The organism is Planctobacterium sp. AWH2_060 (genome assembly GCF_056158425.1).
This window is the reverse complement of the sequence record NZ_JBSWTG010000001.1, coordinates 4,147,086-4,161,990: the sequence shown is the minus strand read 5'-3', so window position 1 is coordinate 4,161,990 and position 14,905 is coordinate 4,147,086. Positions and strand designations below refer to the sequence as shown.

16 protein-coding genes are annotated in these 14,905 nt (G+C 46.2%); 7 read left to right on the top strand and 9 right to left on the bottom strand.

Annotated features, from left to right (window positions below):
* Nucleotides 1–149: 149 nt before the first annotated feature.
* Both ACXAD8_RS17825 and ACXAD8_RS17820 read right to left on the bottom strand, forming a co-directional pair.
* On the bottom strand, nt 150–413 hold the full coding sequence (locus tag ACXAD8_RS17825; protein WP_475231329.1) for a Txe/YoeB family addiction module toxin: 264 nt from the start codon (nt 411–413) through the stop codon (nt 150–152).
* On the bottom strand, nt 410–652 hold the full coding sequence (locus tag ACXAD8_RS17820) for a type II toxin-antitoxin system Phd/YefM family antitoxin (protein ID WP_475231328.1): 243 nt from the start codon (nt 650–652) through the stop codon (nt 410–412). Before ACXAD8_RS17820 ends, ACXAD8_RS17825 begins: the two co-directional genes overlap by 4 nt.
* Before the next feature lie 166 nt (nt 653–818).
* Between ACXAD8_RS17820 and ACXAD8_RS17815 the strand changes: the two genes are divergently transcribed.
* Together ACXAD8_RS17815 and ACXAD8_RS17810 are read left to right on the top strand one after the other, a co-directional pair.
* The gene (locus tag ACXAD8_RS17815) at nt 819–1,055 is read left to right on the top strand and encodes an addiction module protein (protein ID WP_475231327.1); all 237 of its coding nucleotides are present in this window, start codon (nt 819–821) and stop codon (nt 1,053–1,055) included.
* A gap of 4 nt (nt 1,056–1,059) precedes the next feature.
* A complete protein-coding gene (locus ACXAD8_RS17810; RefSeq protein ID WP_475231326.1) occupies nt 1,060–1,371 on the top strand; it encodes a hypothetical protein in 312 nt (103 codons plus the stop codon).
* Between the two features lie 73 nt (nt 1,372–1,444).
* Here the strand turns inward: ACXAD8_RS17810 and ACXAD8_RS17805 are convergent, their stop codons facing one another.
* Together ACXAD8_RS17805 and ACXAD8_RS17800 are read right to left on the bottom strand one after the other, a co-directional pair.
* A complete protein-coding gene (locus ACXAD8_RS17805; RefSeq protein ID WP_475231325.1) occupies nt 1,445–1,828 on the bottom strand; it encodes a hypothetical protein in 384 nt (127 codons plus the stop codon).
* A 117-nt stretch (nt 1,829–1,945) separates the two neighbouring features.
* Nucleotides 1,946–2,584: a LysE family translocator gene (locus ACXAD8_RS17800; RefSeq protein ID WP_475231324.1), complete on the bottom strand. Its 639-nt coding sequence runs from the start codon at nt 2,582–2,584 to the stop codon at nt 1,946–1,948.
* Between the two features lie 209 nt (nt 2,585–2,793).
* Here ACXAD8_RS17800 and ACXAD8_RS17795 point away from each other — a divergent pair, with 209 nt between their 5' ends.
* A complete protein-coding gene (locus tag ACXAD8_RS17795) occupies nt 2,794–3,540 on the top strand; it encodes a site-specific integrase (RefSeq protein ID WP_475231323.1) in 747 nt (248 codons plus the stop codon).
* 98 nt (nt 3,541–3,638) lie between these two features.
* Nucleotides 3,639–4,733 carry an ISAs1 family transposase gene (locus ACXAD8_RS17790; RefSeq protein WP_475231322.1) on the top strand — a complete coding sequence of 365 codons (1,095 nt, stop codon included), beginning with the start codon at nt 3,639–3,641 and terminating at the stop codon, nt 4,731–4,733.
* Between the two features lie 178 nt (nt 4,734–4,911).
* Here ACXAD8_RS17790 and ACXAD8_RS17785 read toward each other — a convergent pair whose 3' ends face one another.
* Together ACXAD8_RS17785 and ACXAD8_RS17780 are read right to left on the bottom strand one after the other, a co-directional pair.
* Complete coding sequence (locus ACXAD8_RS17785) at nt 4,912–5,988, bottom strand: cupin-like domain-containing protein (protein ID WP_475231321.1); 1,077 nt, start codon at nt 5,986–5,988, stop codon at nt 4,912–4,914.
* Between the two features lie 150 nt (nt 5,989–6,138).
* A complete protein-coding gene (locus ACXAD8_RS17780) occupies nt 6,139–7,704 on the bottom strand; it encodes a glycosyltransferase (RefSeq protein WP_475231320.1) in 1,566 nt (521 codons plus the stop codon).
* A 372-nt stretch (nt 7,705–8,076) separates the two neighbouring features.
* Between ACXAD8_RS17780 and ACXAD8_RS17775 the strand changes: the two genes are divergently transcribed.
* Together ACXAD8_RS17775 and ACXAD8_RS17770 are read left to right on the top strand one after the other, a co-directional pair.
* Complete coding sequence (locus ACXAD8_RS17775; RefSeq protein ID WP_475231319.1) at nt 8,077–8,466, top strand: GAF domain-containing protein; 390 nt, start codon at nt 8,077–8,079, stop codon at nt 8,464–8,466.
* Nucleotides 8,467–8,600: 134 nt separating this feature from the next.
* Nucleotides 8,601–9,311, top strand: a complete 711-nt coding sequence (locus ACXAD8_RS17770) for a helix-turn-helix domain-containing protein (protein ID WP_475231318.1) — start codon at nt 8,601–8,603, stop codon at nt 9,309–9,311.
* A 17-nt stretch (nt 9,312–9,328) separates the two neighbouring features.
* Here the strand turns inward: ACXAD8_RS17770 and ACXAD8_RS17765 are convergent, their stop codons facing one another.
* Nucleotides 9,329–10,525, bottom strand: coding sequence for an acyltransferase family protein (locus ACXAD8_RS17765; RefSeq protein ID WP_475231317.1), 1,197 nt, complete (start codon nt 10,523–10,525; stop codon nt 9,329–9,331).
* A gap of 156 nt (nt 10,526–10,681) precedes the next feature.
* Here ACXAD8_RS17765 and ACXAD8_RS17760 point away from each other — a divergent pair, with 156 nt between their 5' ends.
* Complete coding sequence (locus ACXAD8_RS17760; protein ID WP_475231316.1) at nt 10,682–11,527, top strand: LytR/AlgR family response regulator transcription factor; 846 nt, start codon at nt 10,682–10,684, stop codon at nt 11,525–11,527.
* Between the two features lie 69 nt (nt 11,528–11,596).
* Here ACXAD8_RS17760 and ACXAD8_RS17755 read toward each other — a convergent pair whose 3' ends face one another.
* Both ACXAD8_RS17755 and ACXAD8_RS17750 read right to left on the bottom strand, forming a co-directional pair.
* On the bottom strand, nt 11,597–14,443 hold the full coding sequence (locus tag ACXAD8_RS17755; RefSeq protein WP_475231315.1) for a valine--tRNA ligase: 2,847 nt from the start codon (nt 14,441–14,443) through the stop codon (nt 11,597–11,599).
* On the bottom strand, nt 14,436–14,900 hold the full coding sequence (locus ACXAD8_RS17750) for a DNA polymerase III subunit chi (protein WP_475231314.1): 465 nt from the start codon (nt 14,898–14,900) through the stop codon (nt 14,436–14,438). Before ACXAD8_RS17750 ends, ACXAD8_RS17755 begins: the two co-directional genes overlap by 8 nt.
* Nucleotides 14,901–14,905 lie beyond the last annotated feature (5 nt).

The following is a 14,905-nucleotide window of genomic DNA, read 5'->3' as shown; positions in this document are numbered from 1 at the left end:
AAATTGGGAGCGCAGCGAGTAATTTATCCCAGTGCGGAGCCTTGTTAGGCATGAGCCAATTTAAGACCAACAAAATTTCAGAGGGTCAGGTTCGCTGAAATAAAGATTTTCAGCGAACCCCGTTTATCAACCCCTTTGAACAATAGCTTTTATTCATAGTGAGTCCACAATCGTAGAACTTTGATCGCTTTTTCCACTTCCAGAACCTGGTAGACCAATCGATGCTGGATGTTTATTCTTCTGGAGTATGCGCCGGCCAAGTCACCAATTAGCTTTTCATAGGGCGGGGGCTTCTGATACGGATCTTGCTCGATAATTTTTAACAATTCTTGAGCTTTACTTTTGAGCCCTGATGAGGCGAGTTTGCGAGCATCCTTTTGAGCTTGCTTAGTGTAGTAAAGCTTCCACGTCACCAATCAAGCTCCTGATCGCACTCGCCGAGTCCAGCATCCATACCTTCACGAATGGACTCCCTCATGCCTGGCACAGCCAGCAAGTTGAGCGTCTCGTTTATGGCGTTCCAATCCTCTTCTGCCAGAAGAACGGCATTTCCTCTTTTTCCTGTAATAACAATAGGTTGATGGCTGGCAGTAGCCTCGTCAATCAGGGCATAGAGCTTGGTGCGGGCTTCTGTAGCGTTAAGTGTAGTCATAGGTCACCTCCGACCAAAAAGCGTACGCCTATACGTACGCAATGTCAACTGGGAGGCTATAACGCCCTGCTAACAGGTGACATTGTTACGGAATCCTGTTGAGCTGCTTGTTAGGGGTATTTATTAAGATTAGAATAACGCAGATGGTATTACTTTAGGAGGCTTTATGTCTACCGCGGCATTTGCTCATTTAAAAGCACAAATACTGACACTACCTGAATCTGAGAGAGCTGAGCTTGCACATGATTTAATTGCAAGCTTAGATGCTTCAAATGAAGCTGGAGTTTCTAGTGAGTGGGAGAAGGAAATTAATAAACGAGTTGCTCAGATTGACTCAGGGAGTGCGAAGCTTGTTGACAGAGACACTTTTCGTAAACGCATGGAATTAAGGCTGAAAGGATGATAATTTGCCAATTGAGATTTTAGATGAGGCTCTAGAAGAAGCTGCAGAAGCCGCTGCTTGGTATGAAAAAGAATGTGAAGGATTAGGATACGATTTCTATGACGCTATTGAAGCAGCTTTTGACATTATTGACGACCGAATCATTCCTCTCTGCCTCATGCCAAACAAAACAAGCCGTATCGATGTTAGGCGCCTAATTCTTAAGAGATTTCCTTTCGATATAGTTGTCTTAGAACGCCCTCAAAAAACTATCGTTATAGCTATTGCTCACCAGTCAAGAAAGCCTGGATATTGGCGAGAACGTATTACCCCCTAACGGCCTAAATCAGGGGCAAAATAAAGTTGAACTGAGCGCAGCGAGGCTTTATTTTGTCCCTCTGGATTTTTTGTTAGCTCTCTTCATCGACATAGCCGCCACTACACCACAACAAATAGTCAAAAAGTGATTTATCATTGATGAGTTCAACAGATCTGGTGTACAACAGTGAAAGCATTTCATTGTTTTTTGCCTTTGCATTTTCGATGAACTGCTCGACTTCTTCCTTAGTTCTTGTGCGGTAATCAGTCCATACTGAATCCCCAACTAATAGATAAGCACAACGCAGAAAGAAATCCCTTTTCGGACACTTTTCATCGGCTACGAGGTCAAGGATTAAATCACCAAAGTAGATTTCAGCTACTGAGAGATCGAAATCCTGGTCAGGCCAGCATGAGTCAGGATCGTAGGCCCAAGCTTTAATTTCTATTCTTTGAGGGTTCCAAGGATCCTGCATGGTTTCTCCTGATAGCCAACAGGCACAAATGCGGCGTGAAAATGGCGAAGCCGCGCTGCGTTTGTGTCCCAGTGACCGAAGGGAACGAGTTTAGCGCCTTGTTATGCGGAATGGTTTCTATCCTCTCTCGCTTAGGGCTAACTTGATACCCAATGAAATAAATAAAGTACCCAGTGTTCTGTCCATCCACTTGCCGATACCAGGGCGAGTTTTCAATAAATCCTTTAATTTAGCGCCAAGCAAAATAATGGGAATTTCAATAAACGCAGCCACTACGATTATGAGCATACCGTGCAGAAGTAGTTGAGCGCTTTCTGGGCCAGCGCCTACCACGACGAATTGAGGCAAAAATGCGAGAAAAAATATGGCGACTTTAGGATTTAGAACTGACACCAAAAGACCTTGCTTTAAAATTTTGATGTCACTCATAGTTGAGCTGGACATATCTGAAGCCAAGCTCGCTCCTTTGGAGTGTAATGCCTGAATGCCTAGATAAATTAGATAGGCCGCGCCGACCCATTTAACGATAGTGAAGGCGGTAGCTGACGTAGCCAATATAGCGGACAGTCCGACAACGGAGAAAATGACGTGAATGAAGGCGCCACTCCAGACACCGAACATGGCAAAAAGGCCAGCACGTTTTCCACTTTTTGCAGTTTGAGCAACGATATAAGCCATGTCAGGGCCGGGCGAGAGATTTAAAACAAGAGCAGAAATAAAAAAGGCAGCCCAATGCGCCAAGCTATAATCGAACATTGATATTACTCCTAAGTGAATTCCACATAACGCCCTAATAATGGGCAAAAAATTGTTGGCTAAAATGTTGAGGAACGAAAACAGCCAACTGTTTTTTGTCCTTATTTATTAGCTTGTTGAACAAAGCCGCTACGCGGCAGAAAAGGTAAAGATCGGCTGAACTTCTTAGTACCACTCATGTGAGTGGCAATCTGCTAAGAGGTCCAGTGATGAATACCAAAGAGCAACAACGCTTTAACACTTTATACCAAACTTACCTGAATGAACTCACATTACAAGGTAAAACCCCCAACACTATCGACAGTTACAGTCGGTGTATCCGACAGGTCACGGCGTATTTTGATGCCTGTCCCGACACGCTGACATCCGACCAATTAAAAACCTGGTTTCTGCACCTGACAAAAACCCGCTCATGGAGTCTGGTCAAAATCAGTCGCAACGCCATTCAGTTTCTGTATCGCCATGTACTACAACAGCCATGGGAATGGATGAACATCGTTAAACCGCCACGGGAGTCAAGGCTGCCGGATGTGCTGTCGGTGGCGGAGTTAGAACGCATCATCAACCATACCCGAAAACTGAGTTATCAGACTTACTTTTTAACGGTTTACAGTATGGGGTTACGGTTATGCGAAGGCCTGAATCTCAAGGTGGAAGACATTGATGCCGCCCGGATGCGGGTACATATTCGCACTGCCAAAGGCAACAAAGACCGCTATGTGCCCATGCCTGAGCGGACGTTAAATGCCCTGCGACGCTACTGGTCAACACATCGCCATCCACAGTTGCTGTTCCCCGGTGGTAAACCACCCCATACCCGTGAAGGCCGGGCGCTGGTGATGGCCAAAGGCGGTGTCCAGAAAGCCATCGTGAACGTCGCCAGAGAGTGCGCTATCCACAAGCGGATTCATATTCAAGGTTACCATGACACCCAGGGCGGGATCCTAACTTTTTGATATATAAAAATGAATATTGATCACCATTCAATATATCTTACCAGTGAACTTATCTTGATTCAGTTGATCTGATCCGTTTTCATTATCGGAAAACCCATATGTCACTGGTCAAACACTTGGAAATTATCCCAGATCCTCGCAAAGATATTAATCTTAAACACAACCTTGTCGACGTTATTTTCCTGACTTTATCCGCTGTACTTAGCGGAGCAGATGGCTGGAAAGCCATTGAAGAGTTTGGCGAAAGTCAGCTGAACTGGTTACGCCAACATCGCAGTTTTGAAAATGGCATCCCCAGACGACATTGTATTGCCGCAATTATTAAGGCGCTGGACACAGAAATATTGCTACAGACAGTGTTTGGCTGGATTAACCAACGTAGGCAGACTTTAGGGCAATCGGTTATTGCTTTTGATGGTAAAACTATGCGAGGTGCCTGGCGGGAAGATGTGAGCAAAGCGTTACATGTCGTCAGTGCTTTTGATGTGAATTCCGGGATTGCTTTGTATCAGGACTGTTCCGACAACAAAGGCAATGAACGTGCTGTCGCCAGAAATGTGATTGAGGCGCTGGCCATGGAAGATGCCATTTATACGCTTGATGCACTGCATTGCCAGACAAACACCATGGAGACGATAGTCAAAGCTAAAAGTGACTTCGTTATTCAGTTAAAGGCGAATCAAAGCAAGCTCTTTGAGTATGTAAAAGAGAGTTTCACTGAACGATACAATGACGAAGCTCTCAATACCTTTACCCAGTCGAATCAGGGACATGGACGTCAGGAAAGCCGAACAGTAATGCAAATGAAAGCCGAACTGCCTGAAGAACTAAAAACAAAATGGCCACATATTCGCAGTATCATTGAGGTTGCCAGTGAACGTCAGCAAGGTGGTCAAACGAGCTATCATTCCCGCTGGTATGCAACCTCACTTACAGCTGATGCAGAGCAGTTCGCCCGTATCATCAGAGAACACTGGTCAGTTGAAAACCAGTTACACTGGGTGCTTGATGTCGCCTTTCGCGAAGACCAGCTCAAAATAAGCGATCCTAACGGAGCAGCTCATATTGCGTTGTTTAATCGTGCATGTCTGAATCTGATAAAGCAACATCAGGGTAAAAAAGACAGTATGGCAGGCAAGCGGCGGAGGGCTGCATGGAGTAGCAAATTCAGGAAGGAATTACTGTTTGGTTAAAAAGTCAGCAAAGTACAATCCCGCCCTGCCATGACACCCAATTTAAAATTGTAAAACAATCCGCCGATACCTGTTCGAAGTCTTTCAGTATTTGGCCCTTCGAAGAAGCAACATCAAAGTACCGGGCCGTCCAACTAACACTGCTGAAAGCTACAAAAACTGTACCTCTATCCAGAAATCAACGTAGCTGTTGCGCTATCCAATTATGAATAGTCGCGGCCTTATTCTTCAACCCTTTCCCTAAAACACCTTTTCCGCGTTCTGGAATGTGATCGAATTTTGTTGAGTCATCATCAAAAATGAAATGTTTCATAAAGCTATGCCATGCAGCCTTTTCGCCGGGGTTCATTTTGTTAAATGCCTGAAATGCATGAATCAAAGCCGGGAACGGTAGCTCTGTTGATGTTTGATTGTCACTCCACCAATAGTTAACCAGCAAATTAAAACTCGAAATGGATTCCACGTGGTGCCACCATGGTGATGGAATATAAATGGCATCACCTGGATTAAGTACTACCGACATGGCATGTTGATAAGCGATTGCGTAACGGGGATGCACTTCCAAGTTAGGGTTATGCAAGTCTACCAGACTGATAGGTTGTCCTGCCGGTGTGTGCTCAAGGGGACCTATGTATAAATTATCAATTTGTTCCGGGGGAAACAAAGTGAACCTTCTTTTTCCCGCCGCTACGATGGCAATATTTTGAGCTTCGTCAAAATGAGGCGCCACTTTAAACTCTGACCCGAACCAGACAAAGGCACTGCCTCGCTCTTTAAGAACAGGATTGACAAGTTTCGGTACCAATCCAGGGAAAGCTTTTTTTAAAGGAAGGCATTGAAAACAAAGGCTCGCTGAATCGCTGTCGCTTAACCTTTGTTGCATCAGTTCCAGGCCATGCTGAATGCTGACGTTTTCGTAACGAAAATTTAATTGTGTTAAATCCTCATTGCCGTAAAACATTCTTCCATCATGTTTTTTGTCAAGCGACACCAGGTTGTGTTTTTCGCTACTGGCGTACTTTTTCAAATAGCTCAACGCATGTTGGTCTGATATCAATGCTTCACCAACCAATGGCCAATCGCAAACAAATTCCCTTAAAACAACCGGAGAGTGCGAGCTTGCCACTTTCTCCTGAAAATTATCACCATTTACTCCCCACATTTCAGAGGGGGGAGGCAATTTATCGATAGGCAATGCCATTACTTTTCTAATCCCTGCTTCAATTTTCTTACCGTAGGGGAACAGGGTAAACATATTGTGGAATGACAGCAAATGGTAAACGATAATTGCGGGGGGTCAGGTTCGCTGAAAAAAGATTTTCAGCGAACCCCGTTGATCAATAGCTTCTATTCATAGTTAAAATAGTAATGACCTCCACCTCAAAGTTCCGTACAGTTCAACTGGCTACTCAAAAGCCTCAGCCACCGTACATAACTTTTCATACATTCTTGCTATTTGTGCTGCAGAATTAAGGTGCTCATAAAAGTGTTTGCTAAACAGTTGTTGTTCCGAGGCTAAAAAATCTGGTTCAGCATGTAATCTGTCAAGGTATGCCTGATAGACCAACCAATTGGCGTGTCGCCTATTTTCCGGCACAACCGCGCTGATATGGCCATGATCCAGGGTGACTACAGGTAGATTATTCAAAATGGCAGTTTGTGCGCTGGTGCCGCCGCCTGCTCGTTTTGGATTCAGATAAACATCACACATTGCACTGATAGCCGCCAGATCTTGTTGGAATCCAATATTAAGTACTCGATTCTGTGTAATTAAAGCAGCATCAAATAAGTGCGATAAATCCAGCTCAGGGGTCCCGGCAAACAATATCCGACTATTTTCCTGCTGGTTTAAAATGCTCTGGCAAACTTCAATAAAATCTGGCTCTAATTCCCCTGTCAGGCGCGTACCCACAACCAGGTAGAGGAAATCACTGTGCTGAGCGCCGAATTGTGCTCTGTCCGCCGGCTTTTCCGCCTGGCCTTCCGGCGTCACTAACATACTCTCCATCATAAAATTTTCGTGACCGTACTCCGCTGCCAGCTTTTTCGCGCTGTCATTAAACAAGTTTCCGGGGATAAAATAGGCATCGCAATGGTTATAAGGAACTACTGCACCGGTAGTGGCAAACAATGAGGGGTAATGCTGATACAAGCACTCCATCACCAACAGGTTTTCACCATGTGCGATAACGGCTTCAATTTCCAGTTGCTGCAAAGTACTGGCGATATTAGCCAGCTTTTGATTGCTCATAGGACCAGCTTCAAAACTGATGGTGTTGACTCTGTCATCAAACTGCATGTATTTCACTGGCACCTGTTGCTGCCCCTTAAGTGTGTCATTCACTTCAAAGTTAGCTGGCATCAGCAACTGCAACTGGTGACAGTTTTCATAGTTCATGCTGTTGGTATTGATAACCTGAACCTGACAGCCGTGAAAATGCTTCAGGTGCAAGGCAATATTGAACGCTTCGCGGGTAGGCGAATGCCGCATGTGCATTAATTGGGGCACCACAACAGCGATATTTTTGGGAGCTGAAAAGCCAACCTGCTTGGTAAGTAATCCACGGCTGGTTAGAAAGCGTTTACTGTGTTGTGCCAGCGCATAAAAGTGTTGCCGCAACGCGGTTTGCAGCTTGTCACTGCCAGCACTACGACGAAACAGACGATGCGACACATTCCAGTAAAATTCATAAAACCAGGCAAGATCGCAGGCTGGCGGTATTTGTGGAATAAGTCTTTCTAAAAACTGAATATCCCCGAAGCAATCGTATAAATAGAAGTACATTACCAGGGTATTGTCATTGGGCAGTGTTGTTTGCAACAAGTAATCCGATAACGCCTGCTTTTGTTCAGGTGCTAATTTTTTCACTTCTCGTAAGATTAACGCCAGATTGGCTTTGTCTTGCTCTGAGACGGTTCCCAAACTGAAAATTGCGTCGATTGCGCCTAAAATGTCCTGCTCAATTCCCACTCTACACTCCTGTTATGATGACAAACTAAACCTAAATTGCTGGTATTGAGCATAGCAAACTAAAAAGCCTGCTTACTATTTCTTTTCGAAAACAAAGGTTCTCCCCAACACCATCGAATTTTGTTTTTACTCCGGACGAAAAAGCCAGACAGAAGTGCCCCCAATTAACACCCCGCGAATTTAGACTATAATAGCTATTGCGATTGGCGATTGGCGATTTGCCTTTTCAGCTCATTCACTTTTAACTCAAAATAAAACATGGAACAGCTATTTAAACTCAATACAGCCCTGACCAACCCTACCCTTTCCCAACAGGAAAAACTGCACTGCGTCTGCAATATAACGCATTCCATGGTGAAGGGGGCTGATCGAGTGAGTTTATGGCTGTTCGACGACGACCACTCTCAGATTACCTCTCTGATATGCTTTGATGCGCTGCAACAACAATATACTTCAGGTACAGTTTTAACCCGTCAGGACTTTGGCTCTTATTTTGAGGCCATTTTGGAGCGGGAAATTGTTAATGCACCGGATGCCACATTGGATCCGGTTACCTCCTGCTTTACTGAATCTTATTTTAGGCCACTAAAAATAAAGTCTTTGCTGGATTATGTGTTACACAGGGATTTCCAACCCAAAGGTATTATCTGCTGTGAAAGTGTCGGACGAACCGTAGACTGGACTAAGGAAGATGAAGCCACACTGAGAAAAATTGCTATGGCCTGCTCATTCTTCTTCAATCTGTGTGAAAAATCGCTGTAATCTGCTGTCAGATACCTTAGCTGACCATCATTCACTAACTCATTTCTCCACTGTCACCGTTTTGTCGTAAGGATTATCTGGCCTATAGTCACTATCCGGCTAACATTTGTCCGGCGATACAAAAGGAAATCCCGATGCGACTCAGTAATGACAAACTAAAAAATCTTCGAATGCAGAAAAACTGGTCTCAGGAAGTACTTGCCACTGCAAGTGGTCTTTCGTTAAGAACCATTCAACGCATCGAGAAAACCGGCAATGCCTCTAACGAGTCCTGCTTGTCTCTGCTGAGTGCTCTGGATGTACCTGTATCAGCACTAAAATCTGAATCCACGGAAGTGGAGGCCAACTGGACAGGAGATATGATCATGAAAGCCTTAGCCGCCATTATAGTTTTAAAACTCATCATTGTAGGAATGATGGCAATGAACGGTGATTTTACCGATTTCTTTAATTTACCCAGTGTGCTGTTTGTAGTGCTCTTTACTCTGGCTATGACTTTACTCGCCTATGACCTGGACAGGCTGATGTCAGCACTCAAAGGTATCAGATACATATTCAGCCAGGACATTATCGGTGGCTTGGGTGCCAGGCAGTTAGCTGGCACTTACCAAAGCCAGATCCAGTTTTGTTATGGCGCTGGCGTTATTTTGTTTTTAATCGGCTGTATCGCTATTTTTGGTGTGGCCTCAGGCAAAACAACTGGTTTTGATCAAGGGGCGATTGCTGGATTTGGCGTCAATTTGCTGCCCCTGCTTTACGCCACCATGATTTCTGAAGGCCTGCTGCGACCATTGAAAATCAAATTACTGGCAGCAGACCAAAGTGATGCGTCCTCGGCAAATTAACAGGCCTGACGGGGAGTTTATACCTGTTCTGACGGCAGTTTCACCGAAGTCGCTACACCAAACACCGGATGCAGGAAGCGCAGTGGCAACACAAGGAAGTGGTGTATTGCCAGGCACAAGCCGACTGTGCCAGTTAGCACCAATGCAAACTCCGTCAAGCCGCCAAGTTGATAAGGTGACAGGATGCCGCCCAGAATAACAATGATCGTCTGATGTAAAATGTACCAGCTAAACACTGCCTGATTGCAGTAGCGCAACCACTCAGACGGTTTGTTCAGCAAGGTATAGCCAAAAGCCAGGATCACCAGTATCCAGCTTAACCGGTTGAGATAGATAAACAGCATCTGCGCAAAGCTCATCAAAAAGTGGCTGTCCGGTTCTACGATTGAATTCATGGTGCTAAAGCCAATAAAAGCCACAACCGCCAACGCCAGTAGCCACCAACGTTTTTCTTTTAACGACTGCCATATGGCTTCGCTGCGAATCAACAGATAACCAAACACAAAGAAGCTGAAGAACAAACTGTGGGTGTACCAGTCATCTGTTAATGCATGAGAGCGATAGGGAAACAAAGGAAAGATAAAATAACCGCACAACATTAACAAAGTGACCATAGCCAGAATCCAATAGACCAGATTGCCAGTGGGGATTTTGGCGCTCACTTTATCTGAACACTGTCTGAGCAAAGCCCGCACGGTCACCAACACCAGGGTATAAAACATAATGTAGGGTAAATACCAAAGGTGATTCCAGGTGTATCCCGGATCGCTGCCTGAAAACGCATTATCTGGCCAGGGTTGTAATGTCAGGTAGGCCCACCAAAACTCTGCATAATTTCCGGTAGTTACGCCATTGGCCTGTGCCTCAAAATAGGCCTGGGGCACCACAATCACCAGCATCCCAAATACCAAAGGCAATCCAAGACGCCGCATTCGACCAGCTAAAAATCCCTGACCTGATTTGTACACCAGAATCGCCGTGGCCATGCCGGAAATCACAAACAACAAGGCCATGCGCCATTGATTAAAGAACCCCATCACCGGCTGCAACCAGGCGTATTGGTACTCACTTTTTATATGCCAGTCCCACTCCAGTACATAGAACATACCCACGTGATACAGTATCAGTAACCCAAACGCCATAACCCGGATAGCATCGATATCGTAACGACGCCCGGATAAAAAATGTGCTTGTGCGGAATTGTTTGGTTGCATTGTTGTTTCCTCATGACAATTTTGGCACTAATTTGCTAAACAGCGCTGCAATTAAACAGAGCTAAAGGCTAAATCGTTCCCCGTCAGTGACTAACGGTGGTATGCTGGGATAAAAACAATACAACTGAACATGGGTCAGCTGCATTATTGAGCGTCATGAATATTCAATATTACCTGAAATACAAAACCCAATATGAGGTCTTGCTCTGGACCCTGTTCATCGTCTGGCAAATGGCGTCCAATATTTATGTGGCGTTAATAGACAACGAATCAGCCAATGTGCACACCTGGGAGCCAGTGCTGTGGGAAAGCTCCAGTACCCTGATGTTTGGCTTTTTAGTGCCACTTTTACTCTGGTTTGATAATCGCGTTCCCCTTAGTATCGCTTCATTAAAGCGTGGCCTGCCACTACACGTGTTATTTACCCTGCCCTTTGCTGCATTGCATGTTGTGGGTATGGTGGCAATTCGAGAAATCGGATATTGGTGGATGGGCGGTGAATATTCCTTTGGTCATTGGGGCCATGAGTTTTTATATGAATATGCCAAGGATTTTCGCACCTATTTCTACCTGCTAGGGATCCTGTATTTATATCGTCTGGTATTGTTTCGAATTCAGGGGGAAGCCTCGGTTCCTGACACCTCGGAGGATGATATGTCGGATAGCAATCAGGCCCCCAGCAAGCAACACTTACTGGTGAAAAAACTGGGTAAGGAGTTCCTGGTTAAGATTCAGGATATTGAATGGCTGGAAGCTTGCGGAAATTACGTTAACCTGCATGTAGCTGGCCGAGCCTACCCCTATCGCGGCACCATGAAATCCTTACAAGCGCAACTGGATGAGCAGCAATTTCTGCGGATACATCGTTCTTTTATGGTGAACTACAATCAGATCCAATCTATCCAACCGCAGGAAAGCGGCGATGCCACGTTACAACTTGCTTGTGGCCGGGAGCTGCCCTTTAGTCGCCGTTATCGCGCAGATTTCAAGCAGGCTGGCTAATAATTCTTGTAAAGCAAAACGCCAGCATGTTGCTGGCGTTTTCAATCCATTTAACTGAATTATAGCGAATTATAGCGACTCGATCGTCGCCTTTTGCTCTTTCAGTTTTTCCATGGCTAAACGGAACTCTTCCAGTTTTTCCCGTTCTTTATTGATAACCGCTTCTGGTGCGTTGCTGACGAACTTCTCGTTGGACAACTTACCTTGTGTGCGGGCAAAGTCTTTTTCAGCTTTATCCAGCGCTTTGGCAATACGGGCCAGTTCAGCATCCTTATCAATCAGACCCGCCATAGGCACCAGAATTTCCATGTCACCTACCAACGCCGTCGAAGACGCCGGCCCTTTTTCACCTGCGGCTAATACCGTAATTTCTTCCAGTTTCGCCATTGCTTGCAGGAAGGTCAGGTTTTCGTCCATGCGACGCTGATGTTCGCCACTGGCGTTTTTCACCAATACCGATAACGGCTTGCTGGGAGAAATATCCATTTCACCGCGAATGTTGCGAATACCGACAACAAACTGCTTAAGCCATTCCAGGTCATCAATGGCTTGCTGATTCACCATGTTTTCATCAAACGCGGGATAGCTTTGCAGCATGATGCTGTCGCCGTCAATGTTGGCCAGCGGTGCCACATTGCGCCAGATGGTTTCAGTGATGTACGGCATCAGCGGGTGCATCAAACGCAATAAGGTTTCCAGAGTGCTGACCAGAGTTTTACGGGTCGCGCGCTGCTGTGCTTCGTTGCCTTTGAACAATACCGGTTTGGTCAGTTCCAGATACCAGTCGCAGAACTGATTCCAGGTAAATTCATACAGGGTATTGGCGGCTAAATCGAAACGGTAGGCATCCAGATGCTGTCGAACCTGCTTGATGGTTTTGTGCAGTTGTCCCTGAATCCAGCGATCCGCCAGCGAGAACTGCATATCACCACCATTGGCACCACAATCGTGCTCTTCGGTATTCATCAGCACGTAACGGCTGGCATTCCACAGTTTATTACAGAAGTTGCGGTAGCCTTCCAGGCGATTCATATCCCAGTTAATGTCCCGTCCGGTGGACGCCATTGCCGCCAGAGTGAAACGCAGAGCGTCGGTTCCGTGGGCTTCGATGCCGCCCGGGAAGGTTTTTCGGGTATTCTTTTCAATCTTTTGCGCCAGTTGTGGCTGCATCAGATTTCCGGTGCGTTTTTGCACCAGCGTTTCCAGGTCGATACCGTCGATCATGTCGATAGGATCTAAAACATTACCCTTCGACTTAGACATTTTATCGCCGTGTTCATCGCGTATCAGTCCGGTGACGTAAACCGTTTTAAAGGGCACCTGAGACTTGCCATTTTCATCTTTGATAAAGTGCATGGTCATCATGATCATGCGGGCTACCCAGAAGAAAATAATATCAAAACCGGTTACCAGGGTATTACTGGGATGAAACACCTGCATGTCTTCGGTATTTTCCGGCCAGCCCAGGGTAGAGAAGGTCCACAGCGCGGAAGAGAACCAGGTATCCAGTACGTCTTCGTCCTGAGACAGCGTGACATCATCTGCCAGATTGTATTCGCGACGTACTTCCGCTTCGTCGCGACCAACATAAACGTTACCCTCAGCATCATACCAGGCCGGGATGCGGTGTCCCCACCACAACTGGCGGGAAATACACCAATCCTGAATGTCGTTCATCCAGGAAAAATACATGTTTTCGTATTGCTTAGGTACGAACTGGATTTCACCGTCTTCTACGGCTTTTTTGGCAGGCTCAGCCAACGGCGCAACGCGCACATACCATTGATCGGTTAACAGAGGTTCAATCACCACACCTGAGCGGTCACCGTAAGGCACTGTCATGGCGTTATCTTCGATGCTTTCTAACAAACCGGCGGCTTCAAAACTGGCCACTATAGCTTTGCGGGCTTCAAAGCGATCCAGGTTATGCAGTTCTGCCGGAATTGGCGCATCCAGACTCAGCTCTTTTCCATCAAAAGTATAGGCTTCACCGTTGGCCAGAATAGCGGCATCTTTGCTGAAGATGTTGATCATGGGCAACTGATGGCGTTTACCCACTTCGTTATCGTTAAAATCGTGGGCTGGCGTGATCTTCACACAACCAGTGCCCTTTTCCATATCGGCGTGTTCATCAGCAACAATCGGAATACGGCGATTAACCAGCGGCAGAATAACCTCTTTGCCAATTAAATCCTGGTAACGTTCATCATCCGGGTTAACGGCCACACCCGTATCACCCAGCATGGTCTCAGGACGTGTCGTCGCCACCACCAGATAATCTTTGCCGTCTTTGGTGGTAACGCCATCCGCCAGCGGATAACGCAGGTGCCACATGTTGCCTTTTTTGTCTTTGTTCTCTACTTCCAGATCGGAAATAGCGGTGTGTAATTTCGGATCCCAGTTTACCAGGCGTTTGCCGCGATAGATCAGATCATCCTGATACAGGCGCACAAATACCTCTTTTACGGCTTCGGACAAACCATCGTCCATGGTAAAGCGCTCGCGATCCCAATCCACAGAAGCGCCCAAGCGACGTAACTGCTTGGTGATGGTGCCACCGGATTCCGCTTTCCAGTCCCAGATGCGCTTGATAAATTCATCACGACCTAATTCGTGGCGAGTCTTGCCTTCTTCGTTAGCCAGTTTGCGTTCTACCACCATCTGTGTAGCGATACCGGCGTGGTCGGTTCCTACCTGCCACAAGGTGTTATTGCCATCCATGCGCTTGTAGCGGATCAGGGTATCCATGATGGTATCCTGGAAGGCGTGGCCCATGTGCAGACTACCAGTCACATTGGGTGGCGGGATCATGATGGAATAGGCTTCTCCTTTTCCGGAGGGCTTAAAATAGCCTTTTTCTTCCCATTCCTGATACAGCTGGGTTTCAATATTTTGTGGGTTGAAAGTTTTATCCATTCGGGGTCTCATTCAATTTTTCTGCGGGCCGGGTATCCAAAGCAAACCCCGCCGCGCGGTAATGTTTATAGCGTTCGCGAGCCAGTTGCTTTCTGGCATCGTCAAAGGGCACAAAGTCGATGACTGTGCGGAATTGTCCGGCGAATTCAGGCATTGTGGTCTGCAAATTAATGCATACCTGACGATTCATCCGGGCTGGTTTTTGCCAGTTTATTTCCACCGGGGTGCCGTTTTCCGGGCCTTCACCCGGTAAATTATGGGGCACAAAAGCATCTGCGGGCAATTGCCACAGCAGTTCGTCCATTTTTTCGGCTTGCGCTTTATCCTGACAGTAAATAAACAGCTTTTGTTTTTGTCGGTAATAATGGGCCGCTACCTGACAGGCAAAAGCCTCCAGCGGGTCATGTTGGAGGCTTTCATGGTGCTCAGACAGCAGATAAAAGATAACGCCTGGCATAGCCG

Coding starts and splice junctions, on each gene's coding strand:
- ACXAD8_RS17820 (WP_475231328.1), bottom strand. CDS start 652: ATGACTACACTTAACGCTACAGAAGCCCGCACCAAGCTCTATGCCCTG.
- ACXAD8_RS17815 (WP_475231327.1), top strand. CDS start 819: ATGTCTACCGCGGCATTTGCTCATTTAAAAGCACAAATACTGACACTA.
- ACXAD8_RS17805 (WP_475231325.1), bottom strand. CDS start 1,828: ATGCAGGATCCTTGGAACCCTCAAAGAATAGAAATTAAAGCTTGGGCC.
- ACXAD8_RS17800 (WP_475231324.1), bottom strand. CDS start 2,584: ATGTTCGATTATAGCTTGGCGCATTGGGCTGCCTTTTTTATTTCTGCT.
- ACXAD8_RS17795 (WP_475231323.1), top strand. CDS start 2,794: ATGAATACCAAAGAGCAACAACGCTTTAACACTTTATACCAAACTTAC.
- ACXAD8_RS17790 (WP_475231322.1), top strand. CDS start 3,639: ATGTCACTGGTCAAACACTTGGAAATTATCCCAGATCCTCGCAAAGAT.
- ACXAD8_RS17785 (WP_475231321.1), bottom strand. CDS start 5,988: ATGTTTACCCTGTTCCCCTACGGTAAGAAAATTGAAGCAGGGATTAGA.
- ACXAD8_RS17770 (WP_475231318.1), top strand. CDS start 8,601: ATGCGACTCAGTAATGACAAACTAAAAAATCTTCGAATGCAGAAAAAC.
- ACXAD8_RS17765 (WP_475231317.1), bottom strand. CDS start 10,525: ATGCAACCAAACAATTCCGCACAAGCACATTTTTTATCCGGGCGTCGT.
- ACXAD8_RS17760 (WP_475231316.1), top strand. CDS start 10,682: ATGAATATTCAATATTACCTGAAATACAAAACCCAATATGAGGTCTTG.
- ACXAD8_RS17755 (WP_475231315.1), bottom strand. CDS start 14,443: ATGGATAAAACTTTCAACCCACAAAATATTGAAACCCAGCTGTATCAG.
- ACXAD8_RS17750 (WP_475231314.1), bottom strand. CDS start 14,900: ATGCCAGGCGTTATCTTTTATCTGCTGTCTGAGCACCATGAAAGCCTC.